This window comes from Parabacteroides sp. APC149_11_2_Y6, assembly GCF_054506995.1.
The window spans coordinates 1,840,278-1,858,594 of the sequence record NZ_CP173709.1 but is presented as its reverse complement, the minus strand read 5'-3'; the positions used below and the strand labels follow the sequence as shown (position 1 = coordinate 1,858,594).

The 18,317-nt window shown below is 39.2% G+C and carries 16 protein-coding genes; 4 read left to right on the top strand and 12 right to left on the bottom strand.

Features of this window, described 5'->3' with window-relative positions:
• Nucleotides 1-94 precede the first annotated feature (94 nt).
• From ACGE0T_RS07435 to ACGE0T_RS07420, 4 genes are all read right to left on the bottom strand, one after another.
• Nucleotides 95-439, bottom strand: coding sequence for a four helix bundle protein (locus ACGE0T_RS07435; protein WP_459189897.1), 345 nt, complete (start codon nucleotides 437-439; stop codon nucleotides 95-97).
• Nucleotides 436-930, bottom strand: a complete 495-nt coding sequence (locus ACGE0T_RS07430; RefSeq protein ID WP_459189896.1) for a hypothetical protein — start codon at nucleotides 928-930, stop codon at nucleotides 436-438. The genes ACGE0T_RS07435 and ACGE0T_RS07430 overlap by 4 nt, the downstream gene beginning before the upstream one ends.
• Before the next feature lie 109 nt (nucleotides 931-1,039).
• Nucleotides 1,040-2,698, bottom strand: coding sequence for an InlB B-repeat-containing protein (locus tag ACGE0T_RS07425; protein WP_459189895.1), 1,659 nt, complete (start codon nucleotides 2,696-2,698; stop codon nucleotides 1,040-1,042).
• A 692-nt stretch (nucleotides 2,699-3,390) separates the two neighbouring features.
• Nucleotides 3,391-3,615 (bottom strand): winged helix-turn-helix domain-containing protein, encoded by a 225-nt coding sequence (locus ACGE0T_RS07420; RefSeq protein WP_459189894.1) that lies wholly within the window; start codon nucleotides 3,613-3,615, stop codon nucleotides 3,391-3,393.
• Nucleotides 3,616-3,877: 262 nt separating this feature from the next.
• Here ACGE0T_RS07420 and ACGE0T_RS07415 point away from each other — a divergent pair, with 262 nt between their 5' ends.
• The 3 genes from ACGE0T_RS07415 (at nucleotide 3,878) to ACGE0T_RS07405 (ending at nucleotide 5,429) form a co-directional block, all read left to right on the top strand.
• On the top strand, nucleotides 3,878-4,180 hold the full coding sequence (locus ACGE0T_RS07415; RefSeq protein WP_459190435.1) for a GNAT family N-acetyltransferase: 303 nt from the start codon (nucleotides 3,878-3,880) through the stop codon (nucleotides 4,178-4,180).
• A gap of 16 nt (nucleotides 4,181-4,196) precedes the next feature.
• Nucleotides 4,197-4,424 (top strand): (4Fe-4S)-binding protein, encoded by a 228-nt coding sequence (locus ACGE0T_RS07410; RefSeq protein WP_459189893.1) that lies wholly within the window; start codon nucleotides 4,197-4,199, stop codon nucleotides 4,422-4,424.
• A gap of 111 nt (nucleotides 4,425-4,535) precedes the next feature.
• The gene (locus ACGE0T_RS07405) at nucleotides 4,536-5,429 is read left to right on the top strand and encodes a DMT family transporter (RefSeq protein WP_459189892.1); all 894 of its coding nucleotides are present in this window, start codon (nucleotides 4,536-4,538) and stop codon (nucleotides 5,427-5,429) included.
• Nucleotides 5,430-5,531: 102 nt separating this feature from the next.
• Here the strand turns inward: ACGE0T_RS07405 and ACGE0T_RS07400 are convergent, their stop codons facing one another.
• Genes ACGE0T_RS07400 through ACGE0T_RS07385 form a run of 4 tightly spaced genes read right to left on the bottom strand, consistent with a single transcriptional unit; the run spans nucleotide 5,532 to nucleotide 11,697 of the window.
• Entirely contained in the window at nucleotides 5,532-5,873 is a 342-nt protein-coding gene (locus tag ACGE0T_RS07400) for an MGMT family protein (RefSeq protein ID WP_459189891.1), read from the bottom strand.
• Nucleotides 5,874-5,879: 6 nt separating this feature from the next.
• Entirely contained in the window at nucleotides 5,880-7,997 is a 2,118-nt protein-coding gene (locus tag ACGE0T_RS07395) for a M3 family metallopeptidase (protein ID WP_459189890.1), read from the bottom strand.
• A gap of 50 nt (nucleotides 7,998-8,047) precedes the next feature.
• Nucleotides 8,048-10,162 carry a M3 family metallopeptidase gene (locus tag ACGE0T_RS07390; RefSeq protein ID WP_459189889.1) on the bottom strand — a complete coding sequence of 705 codons (2,115 nt, stop codon included), beginning with the start codon at nucleotides 10,160-10,162 and terminating at the stop codon, nucleotides 8,048-8,050.
• Between the two features lie 11 nt (nucleotides 10,163-10,173).
• A complete protein-coding gene (locus ACGE0T_RS07385) occupies nucleotides 10,174-11,697 on the bottom strand; it encodes a sulfatase-like hydrolase/transferase (protein ID WP_459189888.1) in 1,524 nt (507 codons plus the stop codon).
• A 149-nt stretch (nucleotides 11,698-11,846) separates the two neighbouring features.
• Between ACGE0T_RS07385 and ACGE0T_RS07380 the strand changes: the two genes are divergently transcribed.
• Entirely contained in the window at nucleotides 11,847-12,788 is a 942-nt protein-coding gene (locus tag ACGE0T_RS07380; protein ID WP_459189887.1) for an NAD(P)H-dependent flavin oxidoreductase, read from the top strand.
• A gap of 122 nt (nucleotides 12,789-12,910) precedes the next feature.
• On the opposite strand, the gene ACGE0T_RS07375 is transcribed toward ACGE0T_RS07380, so the two are convergent.
• The 4 genes from ACGE0T_RS07375 to ACGE0T_RS07360 form a co-directional block, all read right to left on the bottom strand.
• Nucleotides 12,911-13,999, bottom strand: coding sequence for a Wzz/FepE/Etk N-terminal domain-containing protein (locus ACGE0T_RS07375; protein WP_459189886.1), 1,089 nt, complete (start codon nucleotides 13,997-13,999; stop codon nucleotides 12,911-12,913).
• 8 nt (nucleotides 14,000-14,007) lie between these two features.
• Nucleotides 14,008-16,419 (bottom strand): SLBB domain-containing protein, encoded by a 2,412-nt coding sequence (locus ACGE0T_RS07370; protein WP_459189885.1) that lies wholly within the window; start codon nucleotides 16,417-16,419, stop codon nucleotides 14,008-14,010.
• Nucleotides 16,420-16,548: 129 nt separating this feature from the next.
• Nucleotides 16,549-17,364 (bottom strand): glycosyltransferase family 2 protein, encoded by an 816-nt coding sequence (locus ACGE0T_RS07365; protein WP_459189884.1) that lies wholly within the window; start codon nucleotides 17,362-17,364, stop codon nucleotides 16,549-16,551.
• A 2-nt stretch (nucleotides 17,365-17,366) separates the two neighbouring features.
• Nucleotides 17,367-18,317, bottom strand: a complete 951-nt coding sequence (locus tag ACGE0T_RS07360) for a hypothetical protein (RefSeq protein WP_459189883.1) — start codon at nucleotides 18,315-18,317, stop codon at nucleotides 17,367-17,369.

Here is an 18,317-nt window from a genome sequence, read left to right as displayed (position 1 = left end):
CGTTCTTTTACTCTGCCAGTAGGTTACTGAATTTACAAGTCTCACTATCGGTAGCCTTAACCACCGATACTCCGGACATGAATCGCCCTTCTATTTATTTTCTTTCGCTTGATTTATACCATGCAGCCAATTGTTTTGAAATAGATTCAATCTGTTCGGCAGCAGTAGCATACTGTTTCAAATTGATTTGCTTTAAGTCCATTAATAAACGTATCTGCAACTTTACCACAACCACATGTTCTCTCGCCCTTTGTAAATGAACCATCTTCTGGGCTGTGGAATTAGCCTGATAAATACAGACAAGTAATGCTATCAGCTCATTTTTCACATTCTCCCCCAATGTATAACGATAATCGCGCTGAAAATTCCGATTCATACGGAATACCAGCAACAATAAATCGTATGTAGCCTTGTAGACAGGCAGGTTATCATAAATCATTGCTTCAACAAAGCCTGTAAATCAGAAACCAACATCATACATTGTAAAGGGGAAGCTGTTTCGACCCTGAATGCAGCCAACTGCGATAAGACATTACGCTCAGCTTCGGAAATACAGATGTCAGGTCTTCCTATAGTTGTTATAGCAGAAGGAAGAAAAGCGTTTTCACTTTCAGCCGGAAGGGTAGACTTCCATTCTTCAAACTCCACAGCTGTAAAAGCCATATCCACATAAAATGAAATCCGCTTGTCATCTATCTGCAAAAACTCCCGCCCTTTTAAAACCTCATGCAAGCTACCATCGGGGAAGCCCATAGAGACAACCTCACAATTCACAATCTTTACAAAACGTTTCTGCAATTTGTAGGCTTTCACCTCTTTTGTAAATCGCATGGCCGATTGTTCGTATGCCTTCCAGAACATCCCCTCCATATATAAAAAGATTAGTGGTTCATTTTGTAGCTCAGCTTCTAATTTATCTTTCAGATTCATGATACCTGTTTTATTTAGACCCAAATCGCCCCGCCTGAAGGCGGGGCATTATAAAAGAATCAAATCAATCAAATCAATCGAATGCGGTCGGCAATTCGCCGACCTTTTTTTATTCTTGGACGCAACGCACCGAGAACCCGTTGGCACGGTTGGAAGATGTCGCATTCAGCGTAGCGCTATTGAAGTACACGTAGCTCGCGTTGACACTGCCTGACGGAACCGACGACGCCCAGTAGTAACCGTAGATACTCTGATTGAAGGAAGCGCCGGTACTGTTGTTACGGTAGCCCGCAGCAGGCAAAATAAGTTTCTGTCCGCTTTCCGCACCAGCAATAGTCAACAGTTTATTAGCACTATCCCATTCCTTAACTATATCATTATTTCCTGCACCAATAGCTTTCCACTCTTCTGCGGTAGGTACGCGCCAACCAGCCGGGCATGGATCGGCATTAGTTCTAACCGGCTTGTCTTCGGTGCCACTATTCCATAATTTCTGGTACCATGCACCTTCCTGCATTTCATTAGCTGTAGGATTGTCTCTTCCTGCACCATTTATAAGCAACCAGTTTCCCTGACTATTCGGAGCAGATGCACTATAATAGATAAATTTACCATTCCATTTACTCATATCGGCAAGACTGGATTGTACAGGAAAACCTAAAGCACGAACTCCTGTAGTATCTCTTGCCGTTACAGATGCATCTGCAGTCGCATTGAAGCCATATTTGCGTCCCCATTGGAACAGATGACCGCAAGTTTCCGTTATATCTCCACTTGCAGGCACTAATACTGGTATTTTCGTTGCAGCAACATTTACAGGAGCCCAATAGAATTCTTTTTTCGTTGTATGATTCACCATCAACACAGGATTAATACCTGTACCGGCATAATCCGGGCGACTCTTGATTGTTATCACATCAAACTCTTTATCATTATCAAAACTACGGACTGTAGCCTGAACATTCAACGGAACCTTAATTGTCTGGGCCGGAACATTAACCTTAAGTGCAATCTTGCCACTCACCGACGAACCTACAACCAATATATTCTTCAATGTATTTTCTCCACCGATAGAAGAGGCATATGTATCATACTCATGCTCTATATTAGTTTCTAAAGATGATGCCCCTATTGCATTAAATTTTAATACCGAACCTGCCGTTGCCTTGGTTATGTCAAGGGTACGGGTAGCTTCATCCCAAACAATGCCATTGGATTCAAAATCGGAACCCGGTTCAAAGTCAACTAATTTGAATGTGGAAGTAGTCCATTTGGCATACAATGTCATATTTTGAGTTACAGGAATCGTAAAATCATACAATGTACTCAAATCTGAATTTTTATACCAGTTATCAAACACATAGTCTCTTTTTGACGGGTCTGCGGGGCGAAGAACCGTCTCACCTTCGACCACTATAGCAGGCTCTATATCACTGCCTCCGTTCGTTTCGAACATAACCGTATAGGTCTTTTGGTCCGAGCCTATCCATTTGGCATACAAAGTAACATTTTGTGTTACCAGATCGCTGTCAAAGTTCCATACATTCGTACATGCCGATTCTTTATACCAACCGGAAAAGGTGGCCTTCTCTTTTGTCGGATCTGCAGGTTTGGTTACTTTCTGTCCCTCAGCCACTTTCAAGGCAGTAATGCTACTTCCTCCCTGCGAATCGAAAGTGACTATATACTCGGCTACCACCGGATCGTCCTTTTTACAACCTACAAATACCACTGTCATTAATAACAGTAATGAAATTAATCTCTTCATGATTACAAATAATTTAATTGGTTAATAAAAAATAATTAATTACATTGATTATTATATACAAACAAAGCATTATTACTATTACAATCTCATAAAAAACCATTTAAATAGATTCGATATAACAGAGAACAATCGTACAACTATAAATCATTATAAAATACAAGCGTTGATTATTAATACTCGCAAATAAATTTCTTATTTAACTATCAATAGTTATCTCAACAGTTCCAATTATTTTTATTTACACATATCAACAATTACATTATTATTAACATTGACATGGTTCTACATGGACTACAATAATAAGTATATAATATATTGATAATGAATAGATAGATTAGATATAAATTACACATATTATCATGCCAATCAATATAAAAACAAGTAGAGTATTGTTTCTTATATTAGTTAAATGCTAATTTTAAATGTGAAAAACGTAATAAAAAAGAAGATCTAATTTGCATTTATAAAAAATACACCATATATTTGCAGAAAAATATATAAAACCATATTAGTTCATGTAGAACTAAGTTACTTATCCCACATAATACCTGTCATAAGACAACTTTTTTCACCATAAATAAAAATCGATATTTATTTCACATACAGACACAAAAAAAGAAGATACCTTTTTCCAAGATATCTTCTTTTTTTGGGGAGCACGAAATATTAGCGTGCTAAAACCATAAACCTAATCAGGAATAATATAATTCCGCAACAGAGGTATTCAACTCAGCATGTACAATTCCGCTCTTTTCAAATATACGGACTTTGTTCTCTCTTGCCAGCCATCCTAAGGCCATAAATATCAGAGATTCACTAAAATGGGTAACCTCACCAATCTTCCTTATGGACAACATTCCTCTCTCTGCTAACAGGGCCCAGATTTTACCGGCCTCTAAACCAACTTCTTTAAACATAGAACCTCTTTTTTATATATGAATGACGTATTAATCCTCTTTGAAAATTTTAGCTATACTTACAAAGTAAACAAGAATACCCCTGATAATTGTTTTCCAAATCACCACAAATCTGTTTCATATTGAAACAAAAGATATCAATTAACTTATAATTTATCTTTTAAGCATTCATTCGGGCGCTATTGTAAAAAAGCCGGTAGACGATACAACAAAGTCTCTTCACCAAGTGTTTAATAAATAACCAGATTAATTAAAACAAAAAATAATGGAAGAATATGAACTGATAGACAATGCTGAGAGAGGACAATATGAGTTCCATATCGGCAAATATACGCCTTTGATTGAATACATTAAATCGAAGAATGGTGAGATATACCTTACTCATACGGAAGTTCCGCCACAATTGGAAGGTCAAGGCATCGGCGCCCAACTGGTAAAGAAGGTACTGAACGATATCGACAGGCAAGCGCTCAGGCTGGTTCCTATGTGTCCGTTCGTTGCCGGATATATCCAAAAACACCCGGAATGGAAGCGGCTTATTATGAGAGGCATTAATATTGGATAATAAAAATATTGTTATTATGGGTAAAATTCATGAATATTCAAATGGTGAACTCACCATTCTCTGGCAACCGGATATTTGCCAGCATGCCGGCATCTGTGTAAAGATGCTGCCAAAAGTTTACAATCCGAAAGAACGTCCCTGGATAAAAATAGAAAATGCGACAACCGAAGAACTGATCAATCAAATCAATCACTGTCCTTCCGGCGCATTGAGTTTCCGGCTCGAGAAAAAAGAGACCAAATAAAAGGATTCAAACTCTCCTATCTGCCCAAAAAACATCCTCAGTAGTTCATCTGACGGATGTTTTTTTATCTTTGCACCGGAAATACTCCGGGCCTTGTAAAAAATTGAGAGGATGAATACAAATAACAAAACTTTCCGTTACCACTTACTTGCTATTTTAACCGTTATCATATGGGGAACAACCTTCGTATCGACCAAGGTCCTTATCGGGAACGGACTTACTCCTGTAGAGATTATGCTTTACCGCTTTGCCCTGGCCTATCTGGGCATATGGTTTGTTTGTCCCCGTAAGCTATTCGCACAATCGTGGAAAGACGAGTTATGGTTTGTCGGAGCCGGCCTTTGCGGGGGTTCATTGTATTTCGTATCGGAAAATACGGCTTTAGGAATCACATTGGCGTCGAACGTGTCTCTGATCGTTTGTACCTCTCCTATCCTGACCGCTTTCCTCTCCCGCTTCTTTAATAAAGGGGAGAAATTACCCAATCACCTGATTTACGGTTCCCTGATGGCATTACTGGGGGTGGCTTTGGTTGCATTCAATGGTAGCTTCATTCTTCAAATCAACCCGTTAGGAGACATACTTACTTTGTTTGCTGCCCTGTCATGGGCTGTTTACGGATTGATTCTAAGGCGTTTGGGAGGGCGCTATCCTACTCTTTTCATTACCCGTAAAGTGTTTTTCTATGGGGTAATCACTTTAATCCCCTTCTTACTTGCCTCTTCTTTCAAACCTCAACCGGAAGTTTTGATACAACCGGGTGTAATTATCAATTTATTATTCCTCAGCATCGTCGCTTCTTTGCTTTGCTTCATCATGTGGAATGCCAGTGTAAAAGAATTAGGGGTAGTCCGTACTACAAATTATATTTATATGGTTCCGCTGGTTACTCTCCTTACATCGGCAATTGCCATCGACGAAGTCATCACGGTTATCGCCTTAATCGGTTCCGTTTTTATTCTTTCCGGCGTTTATGTGGCGGAAAAAGGATTTAAATTCAAGTGACAGTTGACAAGTGACAGTTGACAGTTAGGCTTCGCGCTCGGTCTTATAAAATCGGCTGCAAGCCGAAATAACTGTCAACTGTCACTTGTCAACTGTCAACTGTCATGTCAACTCCTCCATCGGGTTCCAGAAGACTATTTTCCAGTTTTTTATTTTATTATTCTCGACACGTATGCCTTCCGATTCCAACAGCTCCTGCATCAGGGTTGGCGTAGTAAATGCATCTTTCCCCGAAAGGTATCCCTGGCTGTTTACTACCCGGTGAGCCGGAATGTCGAGGTCTGAATCCGAGACCTGTCCCAACATTCTACCTACCAGGCGGGACATATTAGGATATCCCACCGCACGGGCTATCGCTCCATAGCTGGTAGCGCGCCCGTAAGGGATATATTGTACCATCTGGTAAACAGCTTGCCTGAAATCGTCGAGGTCTATGGCAGACATACGGATTTACTTTAATCCTCTGTTCTTCAACAACGGTTCCGTATTCGGTTCCTTTCCACGGAAGTTCTTATACATATCCATTGCATCGTCTATACCTCCCGGAGTCAGGATATAAGTACGGAATTTGTCTGCCACTTCCTGGTTGAAAATATTACCAGTTTCCTTATAGGCTTCAAAGGCATCGGCATCCAGCACTTCCGCCCAGATATAACTATAGTATCCGGCAGTATATCCACCTCCCATTGTATGGTTGAAATAGGTAGAACGATAACGGGGAGGTATCTGGCGGATTAAACCGCGTTTGCCTAATACCTGGGCTTCAAAGTCAATGACGTTCATTCCGGCAGGAACATTCTTTAATGTATGATAATCCATATCCAGATAAGAAGCTGCCAGATATTCGGTCGTTGCAAAACCTTGGCCGTACTTACCGCTCTTGTCCAGTTTCTCTATCAAACCGGCAGGGATTATCTCGTTGGTTTCATAGTGTTTTGCATATACTTTCAGAACCTGCGGTTCAAAAGCCCAATGTTCCATAACCTGCGACGGCAGTTCCACAAAATCGCGAGGTACACTGGATACGCCATAATAATGAACATTCTTAAACAAGTTATGTAATCCGTGGCCAAATTCATGGAATAATGTACTTGCCTCGTCCGCACTCAGCAACGCAGGTTTACCGGCTGCCGGAGGGGTAAAATTGCAGGCAATCGTTACAACCGGACCAACCCGTTTGCCATCTTTGTAAGTCTGGGAACGATAGGTTCCGCACCATGCTCCGCCTTTTTTACTTGCACGCGGGAAGAAATCCATATACAGAACCCCCAGATGCTTGCCATCCTTATCCTTACATTCATATGCCTCGGCTTTAGGATAGGGCAATGGAATATTCTTAATCGGGGTAAACGTAATGCCATATAACTGGTTGGCTACATAAAAGGCGCCTTCACGCACATTATCAAGTTTCAGATAAGGACGTATCTGGTTTTCATCCAAATCGTATTTCGCTTTCTTGGCTTTTTCCGCATAATAACGCCAGTCCCAGCCTTCCGCTTTAAACTTGCCGCCTTCCTTTTTTATTTCGGCATTGATATCTGCTAATTCGTCTTTTGCCTTAGCCAAAGCAGGTGCCCAGATTTCATCCAATAAAGCATATACATTATCGGAATTTTTTGCCATACGGTCCACTAAAACAAAAGAGGCATAATCTTCGTATCCCATCAATTTGGCTTTTTGAAGACGCAGGGCGGCCAACTTACGTACAACGGCTTTATTATCGAACTCGTTTCCATTATTCCCACGGTTGATATAGCCTTTAAATATCTTTTCACGCAAGCTGCGGTTGTCCGCATACTGCAAGAATGGCATCACACTCGGGTTATGGAGGGTAAACATCCATTTTCCGGATTGCCCGGCTTTCTTGGCTGTTTCGGCAGCAGTCGCAACCAAGCTCTGCGGCAGACCGGCCAGATCTTCTTCCTTATCGATGATTAGTTGGAACGCATTCGTTTCTTTCAGCAAGTTCTGCCCGAAAGTAAGTTCCAGCATAGAGAGTTCACTGTTCAACTTACGAAGTTGTTCCTGTTTATCTTTCGGCAGGTTTGCACCGCCACGCACAAAATCCTTATACGTTTCTTCCAGGAGTTTAGCTTGTTCTTTATTCAGATTAAACTTATCCTGGTTATCATGTACTTCTTTTACGCGGGCGAACAGGTGTTCGTTCATCCGGATATTGTCAGTATGGTCGGACAATAACGGAGACAGCTCACGGTTCAGCGCCTGCATCTCCTCATTTGTGTTTACGCTGTTCTGGCCGGAAAAGATAGCCCGGACTTGCCGAAGCAATGCCCCACTCTGGTCAAGCGCCACAATCGTGTTCTCAAAATCGGGAACCGAACGCTGGTTCACAATAGCATCGATTTCCTGCATTTGTTCATGCATGCCCCGTATAAAAGCAGGCTTGTAATCTGCGAGGGTAATCTTATCAAAAGGAGGAACACCAAAAGGGGTGGTAAACTCAGACAAGAGCGGATTTCCTGCCTCGGCAGCATCCGTCTTTTTATCTGGCGAGCTACACGCTCCTAAAATAACAGCCAATCCGGCAGTTACCAAAATACTCTTCATTCTCTTTTTGCTTTTTAATTGATTGACAAGGACAAATATAAGTAAAAATATTAGTTCAATCCCCGGTTCTTTAATAATGGTTCGATGCCCGGCTCTTTGCCACGGAAGTTTTTATACATATCCATAGCCTCATCGATACGTCCCGGCGCCAGAACATCCGTACGGAATTTTGTCGCTACTTCCGGGTTAAAGATATTTCCTGTCTCCTTAAATGCTTCATAAGCGTCACAGTCCAATACCTCTGCCCATATGTAACTGTAATATCCGGCAGTATAACCGCCTTCCATCGTATGGCCAAAATATGTCGAACGGTAACGGGGCGGTATCTGGCGAATCAATCCACGGCTGTTCATTGCATTCGCTTCAAATGATTCTACTGAGAAATCAGACGGGATTTCTTTCAATATATGATAATCCATATCCAATAAAGAAGCGGCAAGATATTCTGTCGTGGCAAATCCTTGTCCGTATTTACCGCTCTTGATTATTTTGTCTACGATTGCCTGCGGGATTATTTCTCCGGTTTGATAGTGTTTGGCATATACATTCAGTACTTCCGGTTCAAATACCCAATGTTCCATAATCTGGGAAGGCAGTTCCACAAAATCGCGCGGCATACCGGATACGCCCTCATAATGCACATCCGCAAACAAACCGTTCAAAGCATGGCCAAATTCATGGAATACGGTTTCCGCCTCATCTGCACTCAGTAATGCAGGCTGTCCCTCTGCCGGCTTGCTGAAATTGAAAACGGTAGTAACAATCGGGATTATCCGTTTTCCTTTTTCATAAGATTGTTCCCGGTAACTGTCACACCACGCACCACCACCTTTGGACGGACGGGTGAAAAAGTCCATATAAAGAACGCCCAAAATAGTCCCGTCTTTATCTTTACACTCAAACGCCTGTGCATCTGGGTCCGGAAGCGGTATATTCTTCAATGCGGTAAAAGTAATCCCATACAATTTGTTGGCAACCCAGAAAGCGCCATCACGCACGTTGTTCAGTTCCAGATAGGGACGTATTTCATTTTCGTCGAGATTGAATTTGGATTTTTTCGCTTTCTCGAAATAATAGCGCCAATCCCAACCTTCGGCTTCAAAATTGCCTCCCTCTTTCTTTATTTCAGCATTGATATCTGCCAACTCGTCTTTTGCTTTTGCCAAGGCCGGAGTCCAAAGCTGGTCCAACAAATTATAGACGTTCTTTTCGTCCTTAGCCATATTTTCTTCCAATACATAAGCGGCATAATCTTCGTATCCCAACAGTTTGGCTTTTTGAAGACGGGCGGTAACCAGTTTCTTTACCACATCCTTGTTATCATTGGCATTTCCGTTATTTCCACGGTTGATATAGCCTTTGAATATCTTTTCGCGTAAATCACGGTTATCCGCATATTGCAGGAACGGCATGACACTCGGGTTATGCAGGGTAAACAACCACTTGCCATCCATCCCGGCATCTTTAGCAGCTGAAGCGGCAGAGGCAATCAAACCTTCCGGTAAACCGGACAAATCTTCTTTCTTATCAATAACCAGTTGGAAAGCATTGGTTTCTTTCAAGGCATTTTGTCCGAAAGTAAGCTCCAGCATGGCTATATCGCTGTTCAGCTTACGAAGCTGGACTTGCTTGTCCGCATCGAGGTTGGCTCCGCCACGTACAAAACTCTTATACTTTTGCTCCAACAATTTCTTCTGTTCCTTATTCAGGTTGAACTTCTCCTGATTGTCGTAAACTGATTTTACACGGGCAAATAATTCCGGATTCAGACGGATATCATCTCTATGTTTGGAAAGTACCGGAGAAAGCTCCTGTTGAAGCGCCTGGATTTCATCATTCGTATTTACGCTTGCCTGTCCGTTGAAGGCATACATCACCTTATTAAGCAACTCTCCGCTCCGGTCTAAAGCGACAATCGTATTTTCGAAAGTGGCTTCTTCCGGATTATTTACGATGGACTCTATTTCCTTCGCTTGCTCTTCCATCCCATTCAGGAAGGCGGGCTTATAGTGCTCGACTTTTATCTGGTCGAAAGGGGGCACTCCAAACGGAGTTGTGTATTCGACGAAGAAAGGATTTGTAACAAGTGATGCCGAATCCGGCTTCTTTGCGTTACATGCGCTTAAAGCGACTGCCAGTCCTGTAGCCATAAGTATTTTATTCATTGTATTATAATTTAATAATTTGTAATCTTTCCTGTTTCACGTTTCAATTTCTCAAACATCATCATCATCTGACGAAGGCGGCGGGTTTCTTGAATTGCCAGATTATTACGTTGTCCTACATCTTCCTTTACATTATATAGTTGATAACAATTGCTTAAGCCGCAGAACTCATCTTCTTCCGTATCCCCATATCCCGGATAAGGAGGTATCATAACCCAATCTCCTAAACGCAAAGCATAATTGAAATATCCTTCCAGTACCAGTTCCTTGCGTCCCTGGCTGCTTTTTCCTAAAAAGACAGGTAATGTATTCTGGCTATCTGTTTTATCCGAATAGGTTTGTCCTGTCAATGCGGCAAGTGATGCCAATAAATCCATCTGGCAAACCAAAGCATCCGACACTCCGGGCTCGACTCCCGCAGGCCAACGTAACATAAACGGTATGCAGGTACCACCATTATACAGGCTGGTCTTGCCTCCCCTGTTAGGGCCTGCCATCTTATGGTTGCCTACCAATTCCACGGCTTGGTCTTTATAACCGTCATCCAGTACGGGACCGTTGTCGCTGGTCAGGATTACCAAGGTATTTTCCGTCAATCCTAACTTATCCATTTCTTTCAAAAATTCGGAAACGCACCAGTCTGCTTCCAGAATAACATCTCCACGGGGCCCCATTCCCGATTTTCCTACAAATTTAGCATTCGGAACGCGGGGTACATGTGGTTGATGCAAACCATAATATAGAAAGAATGGTTTATCCTTATTCTTTTTCATAAAATCCTTTGCTTTTGCAAGGAATAGTTCTGCCATTTCCTCATCTTTCCACTGTGCAGCTTCTCCGCCTTTCTGAAAACCGATGCGGGGTACTCCGTTTACAATAGAACCGGCATGCCCTACACTGGGATGCATGCGGAGCAGCTCGGGATTATCTTTGCCTGTAGGCTCACCCGGAAAATTTTCTCTATAATTTACATAGAGAGGGTCATCCGGTTGCAACCCCACACCTTTTCCATTTTCAATAAAGATACAGGGAACACGGTCGTTGGTTGCCGCCTGGATAAAGGAATAATCGTATCCTACTTCTTTTGCCCCGGGTGATACGGTTTTATTCCAGTTTACCGAACCGTCTCCTAAGCCTAAATGCCATTTGCCAACGGAACCGGTTACATAGCCTGCCTGTTTCATCACCTTCGGTAAGGTTACTTGTTCCTTGTCTATGATTAATGCGGCATTGCCCGGAAGAATCTTGGCATCTTTGTTCGTCCAGGGATAAAGTCCTGTTAATAGCGAATAACGGCTTGGCGTAGAAGTAGCGGCTGTTGCATAGCCTTGTGTGAACCGGAGTCCCTCATTGGCGATGCGGTCCATACCGGGAGTCCGGATAGCTGTGGCTCCGTAACAGCTCAGGTCTCCATATCCCAAATCATCGGCCACAATAATTACGACATTCGGCAATTGGGACGGATTCTGGGCCTGCAATGTAAATGAAGAAAAGCCGGCAAGCATGCCAGCCATTGGTAAACAATAGTGTTTCATGTTTTAATTTTTGTGCTTTTAACGCTACTTATCTTTCTATAATGCAAATATAGAGAATGCTATCCGGATTACGGTACTATTTTTACTATCTTGCACGCGGATATTTATATTTATCCGGTTTATCTTTATACATTAAACTCGATTTTACTATGTCAAACAGAATTTGTGAGCTTTTTCATATCACTTACCCTGTTATTCAAGGGGGAATGGTGTGGTGTAGCGGCTGGAGGCTGGCTTCGGCTGTAAGTAATGCCGGCGGATTGGGACTGATTGGTTCCGGCTCTATGCACCCGGAAGTATTACGCGAACATATCCAAAAATGCAAGGCGGCAACAGACAAGCCTTTCGGCGTAAATGTCCCGCTGATGTATCCTGAAATTGATAAATTGATGCAAATATTAGTAGAGGAAGATGTTAAGGTGGTCTTCACTTCTGCTGGCAATCCAAAAACATGGACTGGCTTCCTAAAAGAACAGGGTATGACGGTCGCTCATGTTGTAAGCAGTTCTAAATTTGCTATTAAATGCGAACAGGCTGGCGTGGATGCCATTGTTGCTGAAGGTTTTGAGGCGGGTGGCCACAACGGACGGGAAGAAACAACGACAATGTGCCTGATTCCGGCTGTACGCCGTTCTACTTCTCTCCCCCTGATAGCTGCTGGCGGTATCGGTACTGGTGAAGCTATGCTGGCCGCTTTTGCTTTAGGTGCGGAAGGTGTACAAATCGGTACTCGTTTTGCCTTAACGGAAGAAAGTTCTGCGCATGATGATTTTAAAAATATTTGTCTGAATTTGAATGAAGGGGATACAAAACTGCTTCTGAAAAAGGTCTCTCCTACCCGCTTGGCAAAAGGCGGTTTCACGACTGCGGTAGAAGAGGCTGAGGCACGTGGGGCTTCTGCGGAAGAATTAAGGGAACTGCTAGGTAAAGGACGTGCTAAGAAAGGTATTTTTGAAGGGAACCTGGAAGAAGGGGAAGTTGAAATCGGACAGGTGGCTTCGCTGTTTAGGGAAAAACAGACAGTGAAGGAGGTGATGCGGGAGTTGATAGAGGGGTATAAATTGCGTTACAATAAATTATCAACTATTTAATTAGCATACTAACTATTAATGCTAAAAAGATTAATACATCGTACCACAATAATACATAAAATAATTTTAGTATATATAGCTATGTGGTTTAAGATATTTCAGGCTTATAAACCTGAAATATCTCATATTTTCTTTACTGCAAAGAAATTCTTAATCAAAACATAACCACAACCACCAAAAAGAGCTAAAAAAACACAAGCCGCCAATATCAACAGTTTTTTAGGAGAAGCAGCCCTTAAAGGAACAGTTGCAGGTTCTATTACTGTATATACGGGAGTTTCTTCTTGTACTCGAAGTTTGTCTTGCTCTAATTTCTGAGCAAGAGAGTTATATACATTAAATGTTAATGTCATTTCATTTTTCAGACGTTCTTGTTCTGTACGATAGCTAGCCGAAATAATATTCTTATTTGCATCCTCAAAAGCAGCGTAAGCTTTTTGAGCCTTATAATAAGCACCTCTAGCCTCTCCAAACACTTTCTGAGTATATTCCATATCTTGCTTTACCTTATGTATGCGATAATCAGTCATATATTTTTGTAATTTATCCATGACTATACAAGTAACATCTGCTGATATCAAAGGATCTTGCATACGAACAGAAACTTCCAGTGTTGATGTCTTCTTATCTATTTTTACTGTAATAAGCTGCTGTAGCATAGCAATAACCCCTGCTTGCTCAGAAGTCAAGAGATAAGCATTTAGCTCTTGTTTTTTTTCTGGTTTCTCTGATAATAGTCCAAGTGTCCATCCTATTAGTTTAAAAGGCGCACCCACTACATAACTCCACCAAGCCTTACGTTGATATTGCAGAATATAATCATATAATGATATAGAGAGCTTTTTATCCATTGTTGTTACTTTTATTGGGAACAACTCCAATAAAAAAGGAGTACTCTTGACTACATCTGGATACAAATCTGGAGAAATTGCATCTGCACCAACTCCTTGTTTCATATTAATACCAGCTATTGCGGCCAATCCCCCCAAACTCCCCATGCTTTTAGAAAGATCAGTACTTTCTGGAGCAAGCTTTGCTTTCGTCTCATATTTCTTAGGAATACTAAAAGCAATTACTAAACCTATAACAAAAGCAACTCCACAACATTTCAACAAAAAGAAACGTTTTTTCCATAATACCTGAAATAATTCAACTAAATCTATTTCTTGCAGGGAGTTTTTATTTAATACATTTACTTGTTTTGCTTCCATACATCCTTTTACTTTAGAGTATTCATAATAGAAGTAATCATTGCAGCCATAGATGTCGTTGAGTTTGCAATACCTATAATTTCAGGTAAACTCATTCTTCTATCACGAGTCGTTTTTGCTGGAACTAAAATTTCGCATCCAGGTTCAACTTTTGGATATTTCTTAAAGAAAATAAATGTTCGTTTTGTTGTTTGCACTTTTCCATTCATATAAACCACAATAGGATATTTACGAGCTATATCCTGATATCCTCCAGCTTGTAGAATATATTCTTTAACTGATATCCCTTTATTATAAGTAATACTATTTTCATACATTACAGCTCCACTTATATTAACAGTACTTTGTTGTTGAGGAATAAATAATTTATCTCCATCCCTTAAAATTACATCATCTGCACTTCCAGGATTAGCCAATGCTTTCTCCAAATCAATACCTACAGGATATTCTTGAATATTCAGATTCATACCTTCCATTGCTTCTGCACTGCCCTTATTCTGACTCATTTTAAGAAGAGTCTCTACTCTTCTCTTTTCATCCTCTGTTAAAGTACGCTTTAAGCTTGCTCCTTTCACATATGCACCAGGTTTCATACCTCCAGCCTTTGCAACAAGATCACTTAAGCGAAGATTCTTTTTAGATAATACATAATCCCCTTGAAACATTATCTCACCTCCGACCTTTACTACCTGTTGAGTTTCATACCCCGGAGAAAAACGAACAAATACTTCATCAAACGGCTCTAGTGTAAAAACTGTATCTCCAGATAAAACCTGCAGTCCTTCCGACAAAGTAAAATTAAATTGTTTTGCGATCTGAGTAGGGTTATTTGTAGTCTCAGTATCTTTCATTCTCCGTGCAACCTCGACATTAATAGTTGCTGCTGCTTCCTTAAGTCCACCAGCCAAAACTATTGCATCCTCCACCGTCATGTTATAATGATAAGGCAGTACAGTATCACCCAAATTTACAGCACCACAAACTTTAATTGTATAAGGTTCACGTAGATCAAAAATAGATGGAAAATGTAAATTATCTTCTTTCTGTAATTCTATATCTTCATTGGTACCATTCAAAATACCACGTACATCCACAGCTAAAATTGTTGTAGTAAAATCCGGATTCAAACGAGTTAATTGAGCTCTTCCTGTAAACTCATCCCCCTTTAACCCTCCAGCCTGGTTTATTAATTGTTTAACTGTATGCAAATCTTCATTTAATTCATACTCCCCAGGACGCCAGACAGATCCTGTCACAACTAACCTATTTTCATAAAATGGAATTACAGAATCCACACTCAATATGTCTCCATCTTGCATTATAAATGAAGAAAAATCCCCTTTTTCCACTGTTGCTATTTGATAACGACGACCAAATTTACGCTTTATCTGTACATCTTGTGTGTATGCATCTCCAGTAAAACCACCAACCATATCAAGAAGATCTTTCAAAGTTTCCCCTTTTTTCATTTCAAAAATACGGTTCCGTTTTACCTTTCCTTTTGCAGAGACCAAACTTTCATAAGGACCAATAATAATCATATCATTTTCTTCCAAACGAATATTCGCCTCTGTTTTACCGTGCAGCAAAAAGTCATACACATCCAAATTAGCGACCTCTTTACTATTACGAAATACCTTTATAGAACGTAGTGAACCAATGTCACTGACCCCGCCTGCAACATATAAAGCATTAAACAGAGTCGCATAAGCAGGCACTGTATAAGTTCCTGGTGTATTAGCCTCTCCTAAGATATTTACTTTAATACTACGAACCTTACTCAAACTAAGAGATAGAAAAGTATTTCCAGCTTCACTCACATCTGCTAAATCTGAAATTATTTTTCCCAATTCTTGTTTAAGGTACTTTTCTGCAGAGTCAATAGTTTGTCCACTCAATAAAACAGGTCCCAAATTAGGAATAACAACCGTTCCATCTGGTGATATTTGTAGCTTCAAATTTAATTGTGAATTTCCCCATACCGTAATTCGAACCTCATCACCTGCAGAAAGAACATAATCTTTAGGAGTCGGAATATTCAACGATGGTGCAAAAGTCAATTTTTTATTAAAAAAAATTTCACGACCAAATACAATATTCCCGATATTCCTTTTGATAGAATCCTCACGCAACATCAATAAATATTCCCATTGGGCATTTGTCATTTTTAACTGTTGTCCTGTAGTCTGAGAATTAATATCCTGAAGTATATCACTATTAATAACATCTTCTTGATCTATATCAGCTCCCAAAGAATTACTACTCTGTCCACGCAACTTACTAACTCCCTGTTGTATTTCAGAATCACTAATACCTAAAGATTTAGCTTTATCCAGCAAATCTTGAGAGACTTGCGCATTAGCGGAAATTACAGTTAGAAAATTAACAATTAAAAAAAAATTCGTAAATAAAAATTTCATATAATCAAGTATATTCAATGTAAAGTGCAAATATAATCAAGACATCACAAAATATCAAATATTTCTCCCATAGAATAAAAAAAGAAGAATTTATTTAGATATATAAGTCTATTTTAATCATTAATAAAATCAGTACCTTCTAAGTATTTTTTTATATAAGAAAGCTCTCATTTTATTGGGAATAACTCTTAATATAAAACGTATTACTACATTTCTATAAAATTCAATAAAAGAAATAAAGCCCATCTCCTTAAACTTTATTTGGAGCTTAACTTCATTCAATGCATATTGTATTCCACCCCTTCTTCTAAACATCTCTTGAGAAGAGCGAAAATATAATAAACTCTCTTGACAATTATAAAATTTAGAACCATTTTGTATCATACGTACCCATAAATAATAATCTTCAAATAAAAGAAAGTGTTTATATCCGCCAGCCTTAATTACAGCTTGCTTTTTAAAAACCACAGTTGGATGATTTAAAGGACTTCTTTTTTTAGAAAAACTCACAATTTCATCATGTGTTTCCGGCAATTTCCTTACAGAAATAACTTGCGATATATCAACTTCAAATTCATCAACCCAACTTCCAACAACATCTATGTCTGGATATTTTTGAAATATTCGCAGTTGCTTTTCAAAACGATCTGATTTTGCAATATCATCACTATCCATGCGAGCTACAATGTCATAAGAGCAATACTTTAGACCTTGATTCAAAGCAATACCCAAACCTTGGTTTAAAAGCAACGGGATCACTTTAAAAATAGAATATTTATTAACATATTCATCTATAACCATATCTAATTCTTTTGTTAAAGGACCATCTTTAACAAGAATAATCTCATCAGGAGACAATGTTTGATTCAAAATACTATCTAAACTTTGTCTAAAAAAACAAGGATTATCCTTAACATAAACAGAGATTAACACAGAATACATCATAATTATTCTAAAAGAATTCTTTTAAAAGGAATATTATTTATTTTAGATGCATATAAAGGAAACTCACTTGGATACATATCACTAGTACCTATTGAAAATATCATTTTACTATTTGACAGCATGAACATATCTAAAAAAGATTTCCCATAAACATTTGCTTGTTCCCCTTTTGTAACATCAATATGTACAATTTTCCCTGGCAATATATAAACATCTAATAACTTAGCTCTCTTTAAAAAAGATATACTATCTGATGTCACTAATATAGAATAATTCGAATAAGTTTTTTTTACATCTTCAATAGATCGTAAACATTTATCAATAAGAATTTCTTTTTTTTCTTCATCCAATACTGGAAAATTATATTCTTCAAAATCGCCCAATAACTGTTGAAATCTAAAAACAATTGAAATATAAGGTCCACCTATTTTTTTTATATGAAAAGAAATAAGTTCCTCCAATTCTGGTACAGGCTTAAATAATTCTTTAAACAAGTCACCCCAAACATAATGTTGATTATATACCTGATTTACTTTATCAACTATATCACGATTATTATAATAGTGCACCTGCTTTTTCGTTTTCAACTTAAATAACCTTTCCCCATTATATTCATTTATTATAATTAAAGGAGAAGCACTAAAAAAACTGGTCGATATAAATTCATTATTTCTTAGAGTCCAATCGTATTCATTAGAAAGCAAAAATTGAGAAAGATTAAAAGGCGAAGAAAAATTTATTCTAAAGTTCTTTTTTGTAGCCTTACAATAAGCATATAAAGAAACTATACCTTTCAATCTATCAGATAACCCACCATGAAAGAATCGTCCATCAATCATTACAATATATAAAGTCGATTCTGCTTTCTCTATTTTATTAAAAGAATAAAATCGAAGTAACAACAACTCTTTTACCCTATTAATAAACATTCTCTTTAGATAACTCCAACTCAT

What these genes read in the sequence shown, in the direction of transcription:
- ACGE0T_RS07405 (WP_459189892.1), top strand. Translation starts at nt 4,536, where the DNA reads ATGAATACAAATAACAAAACTTTCCGTTACCACTTACTTGCTATTTTA.
- ACGE0T_RS07385 (WP_459189888.1), bottom strand. Translation starts at nt 11,697, where the DNA reads ATGAAACACTATTGTTTACCAATGGCTGGCATGCTTGCCGGCTTTTCT.
- ACGE0T_RS07410 (WP_459189893.1), top strand. Translation starts at nt 4,197, where the DNA reads ATGGGTAAAATTCATGAATATTCAAATGGTGAACTCACCATTCTCTGG.
- ACGE0T_RS07360 (WP_459189883.1), bottom strand. Translation starts at nt 18,317, where the DNA reads ATGAGTTGGAGTTATCTAAAGAGAATGTTTATTAATAGGGTAAAAGAG.
- ACGE0T_RS07395 (WP_459189890.1), bottom strand. Translation starts at nt 7,997, where the DNA reads ATGAAGAGTATTTTGGTAACTGCCGGATTGGCTGTTATTTTAGGAGCG.
- ACGE0T_RS07375 (WP_459189886.1), bottom strand. Translation starts at nt 13,999, where the DNA reads ATGGAAGCAAAACAAGTAAATGTATTAAATAAAAACTCCCTGCAAGAA.
- ACGE0T_RS07390 (WP_459189889.1), bottom strand. Translation starts at nt 10,162, where the DNA reads ATGAATAAAATACTTATGGCTACAGGACTGGCAGTCGCTTTAAGCGCA.
- ACGE0T_RS07365 (WP_459189884.1), bottom strand. Translation starts at nt 17,364, where the DNA reads ATGATGTATTCTGTGTTAATCTCTGTTTATGTTAAGGATAATCCTTGT.
- ACGE0T_RS07435 (WP_459189897.1), bottom strand. Translation starts at nt 439, where the DNA reads ATGATTTATGATAACCTGCCTGTCTACAAGGCTACATACGATTTATTG.
- ACGE0T_RS07380 (WP_459189887.1), top strand. Translation starts at nt 11,847, where the DNA reads ATGTCAAACAGAATTTGTGAGCTTTTTCATATCACTTACCCTGTTATT.
- ACGE0T_RS07370 (WP_459189885.1), bottom strand. Translation starts at nt 16,419, where the DNA reads ATGAAATTTTTATTTACGAATTTTTTTTTAATTGTTAATTTTCTAACT.
- ACGE0T_RS07425 (WP_459189895.1), bottom strand. Translation starts at nt 2,698, where the DNA reads ATGAAGAGATTAATTTCATTACTGTTATTAATGACAGTGGTATTTGTA.
- ACGE0T_RS07430 (WP_459189896.1), bottom strand. Translation starts at nt 930, where the DNA reads ATGAATCTGAAAGATAAATTAGAAGCTGAGCTACAAAATGAACCACTA.
- ACGE0T_RS07420 (WP_459189894.1), bottom strand. Translation starts at nt 3,615, where the DNA reads ATGTTTAAAGAAGTTGGTTTAGAGGCCGGTAAAATCTGGGCCCTGTTA.
- ACGE0T_RS07400 (WP_459189891.1), bottom strand. Translation starts at nt 5,873, where the DNA reads ATGTCTGCCATAGACCTCGACGATTTCAGGCAAGCTGTTTACCAGATG.